This is a genomic window from Shewanella sp. CAL98-MNA-CIBAN-0140 (assembly GCF_040309905.1).
Lineage (GTDB): Bacteria > Pseudomonadota > Gammaproteobacteria > Enterobacterales > Shewanellaceae > Shewanella > Shewanella psychromarinicola.
Window position 1 is genome coordinate 1 of record NZ_JBEOPI010000141.1, and the last position, 279, is coordinate 279.

A 279-nucleotide genomic window follows, 5' to 3' on the forward strand; every position below is an offset into this window, starting at 1 on the left:
GTGCAACGCTCAATCGCTCAGAATTTGCTTATGACAATAATGCCGATGCAAAAGACTTTGATAGTAATGTTAACGAGACCATGACTCAGCTGCGCCTGAATGCTGCCGATGGCACGCCAGTAGGTCTGATTAATTGGTTTGCACTGCATCCAACCAGTTTTAGTAATCAGTTTATGCATCTAAGCGCTGACAATAAAGGTTTTGCTCAGCGCGGCGCTGAAAAGATTTTTGGTAAAAATTCAGACAAGCCGTTTGTCGCCGCTTTTGCCAATGCTGATG

The 279-nt window shown here is 44.4% G+C and carries 1 protein-coding gene; it reads left to right on the forward strand.

The window, feature by feature from the left end; translation table 11 throughout:
* A partial coding sequence (locus AAEY93_RS20495) for a neutral/alkaline non-lysosomal ceramidase N-terminal domain-containing protein (protein ID WP_351079482.1) occupies positions 1-279 on the forward strand: 279 nt, incomplete at both ends.